Here is a 2,431-nt window from a genome sequence, read left to right on the forward strand (position 1 = left end):
ACCGCGCACGTCCTGTCGGGCTATGTCGACGCGATCATGCTGCGCACCGATGATCATGCCAAGGTCGAGGAAATGGCGCGCCATGCCTCGGTCCCCGTCATCAATGGCCTGACCGACCTGTCGCATCCGTGCCAGATCATGGCCGATCTGCTGACGATCATCGATGCGGGCAAGGCGCTCCCCGGCCTCAAGGTCGCGTGGCTCGGCGATGGCAACAACGTGCTCTACTCGATCGTTGAGGCCGCCGGGCTGATGCACTTCGACTTGACGGCGGCTTGCCCGCAAGGGTTTCAACCCGACGACGCGATGCTGGCGATGGGGCAGGGCCGCGCGCGCTGCGTCGGCGATCCGCGCGAAGCCGTCGAGGGCGCCGATATCGTCGTTACCGATACCTGGATCTCGATGGGGCAGGCGCACGCCGAAACCAAGCTCGCCGCGATGATGCCCTATCAGGTCGATGCTGCGCTGATGGCCAAGGCTGCCCCCGGCGCGAAATTCCTCCACTGCCTGCCCGCGCACCGCGGCGAGGAGGTGACGGCGGAGGTGATCGACGGCCCGCAATCGCTGATCTGGGCCGAGGCCGAGAATCGGCTGCATGCCCAGAAATCGATCCTGCGCTGGTGCTTCGGCCAGATCGGTTGAGTTGAAGGGCAGGGGCGGGCATCCTATTTTCGCCTCAGCACCCCGTTAGTTTCGAGCGCAGTCGAGAAACGTAAGGCAAGGTCCGCGTGGCCTGTTTCTCGACTTCGCTCGAAACGAGCGGGTTTTTCTTTTGCGGGTTTCCTTTGGATAGCAGCATGACCGACCCCCTCACGACCGATCTCGACCGCGCGCTCGGCTTCACCATTCCCGCGCGCCAGGCGCGTGGCCGCGTCGTGCGGCTCGGGCCGCTGATCGACACGATCCTGTCGGCGCATGATTACCCCGCCCCGATCGAAGCGTTGCTCGGCGAAGCACTGACGCTGGCCGCGCTGATCGGCTCGACGCTGAAGGACGCCGGCGGCCAGCTGACGATGCAGGCGCAGACGCGCAGCGGCGTGGTGACCTTGCTGGTCTGCGATTATCGCGGGGGCGAGCTGCGCGGCTATGTCCAGTACGACGCCGACAAGCTCGCGGTGGCACCGGAGAACCCCAGCCTGTTCGCGCTGTTCGGCACCGAAGGACATCTCGCGATCACCTTCGATCAGGCGACGACCGGCGAACGCTATCAGGGGATTGTTCCGCTCGATGGCTCGACGATTGCCGAAGCGGTCCAAAGCTATTTCGCGCAATCCGAACAAATCCCGACACTCGCGCGCACCGGCTTTGGCAAGCGCGCCGACGGGCGGCGGTTTGCAGGCGGCCTGCTGCTCCAGCATTTGCCCGAAGGCGAGGAAGGGCGCGACCGGATTCACACCCGGCTCGACCATCCCGAATGGGAGCATGTTGCGGTGCTTGGCAGCACTATGGGCGTCGACGAGCTGACCGACCCCGCGCTCCGGCTGGAAACATTGGTGTGGCGGCTTTTCAATGAGGAAAGCGAAGTGCGCATCCTCGCCGAACTGCCGCTGGTGAAGGGCTGCCGCTGTTCGCCCGACTATATTGCGCAAGTGCTCGGCCAATTCCCCGCCGATGAGCAACGGGCGATGGCCGATGCCGACGGCGTGATTTCGGTCGATTGCGCCTTTTGCGCCACCAAATTTCCGATACTTGTGAGCGAGATCGCGTCCTGATCATTGCCTTTGGCGGCGGCTGACCCCATCTAGCGCGACAGGACGCCCCCTGACGACGATGAGTCGTACTGGGGCCTGAGGGGGAGTTCGACGATGCTGATCGATGCACGCGCGCGGGTGGCGCTGATGGCGGTGACGCTGGGGGGCGGCTTGCTCATCGCCAATGGGCCGGCCAAGACATCGCTGCATATCTTCACCGCGATCGAGCCCGGTCAGTGGGAATTGCGCGAACAAGGCGCGACGGGCGCCCCGCGGCTGATGTGCGTCGGCGATCCCGACGCGCTGGTGCAGATCCAGCACAGCCAGCAGCAATGCGCGCGTTTCATCGTCGACGATCAGCCGATGACCGCAATCGTCACCTATGATTGTAAGGGCGCCGGGCGCGGCCGCACTGTCATCCGGGTCGAGAGCCCGCGCCTCATCCATGTCGACACCCAAGGACTGGCGAGCGGCGCACCCTTCGACATGAGCTTTGAGGGGCGGCGCACCGGCAGCTGCACGGCAGCGGCTCGTTAAGCCAGCGTTTATCAGCGGCTGCTATAGAGGCGGGGTGTGTCGCGTTGGGCACGCTTTCCTCCCTAGGCTCTGGAAAAGCCTCCCTGGGCCGTCCGTATCGGGCGGTCCTTCTTTTTTGGGGCCGGAATGGTTGCGGGGCGCGCCAAATGGGCTTAGCCGCGCTGCCTCATGACGCATTCTGATCTTTCAGCGGTGGTGCTGGT

Annotated in this window: 3 protein-coding genes; all 3 read left to right on the forward strand. The window is 64.8% G+C overall.

Going from position 1 to position 2,431, the window contains the following annotated elements; genetic code table 11:
- Nucleotides 1-642 (forward strand): ornithine carbamoyltransferase (locus tag K2W81_RS09585; protein WP_294103715.1); only part of this gene is annotated, 642 nt, incomplete at its 5' end.
- Nucleotides 643-797: 155 nt separating this feature from the next.
- Nucleotides 798-1,712, forward strand: coding sequence for an Hsp33 family molecular chaperone HslO (locus K2W81_RS09590; protein WP_294103717.1), 915 nt, complete (start codon nt 798-800; stop codon nt 1,710-1,712).
- 93 nt (nt 1,713-1,805) lie between these two features.
- Nucleotides 1,806-2,228 (forward strand): DUF3617 family protein, encoded by a 423-nt coding sequence (locus tag K2W81_RS09595; protein ID WP_294103719.1) that lies wholly within the window; start codon nt 1,806-1,808, stop codon nt 2,226-2,228.
- The last annotated feature ends 203 nt before the right edge of the window (nt 2,229-2,431 follow it).

Origin of the sequence: Sphingomonas sp., from assembly GCF_019749955.1 — a bacterium.
In the GTDB taxonomy this organism is placed as follows: Bacteria; Pseudomonadota; Alphaproteobacteria; order Sphingomonadales; family Sphingomonadaceae; genus Sphingomonas.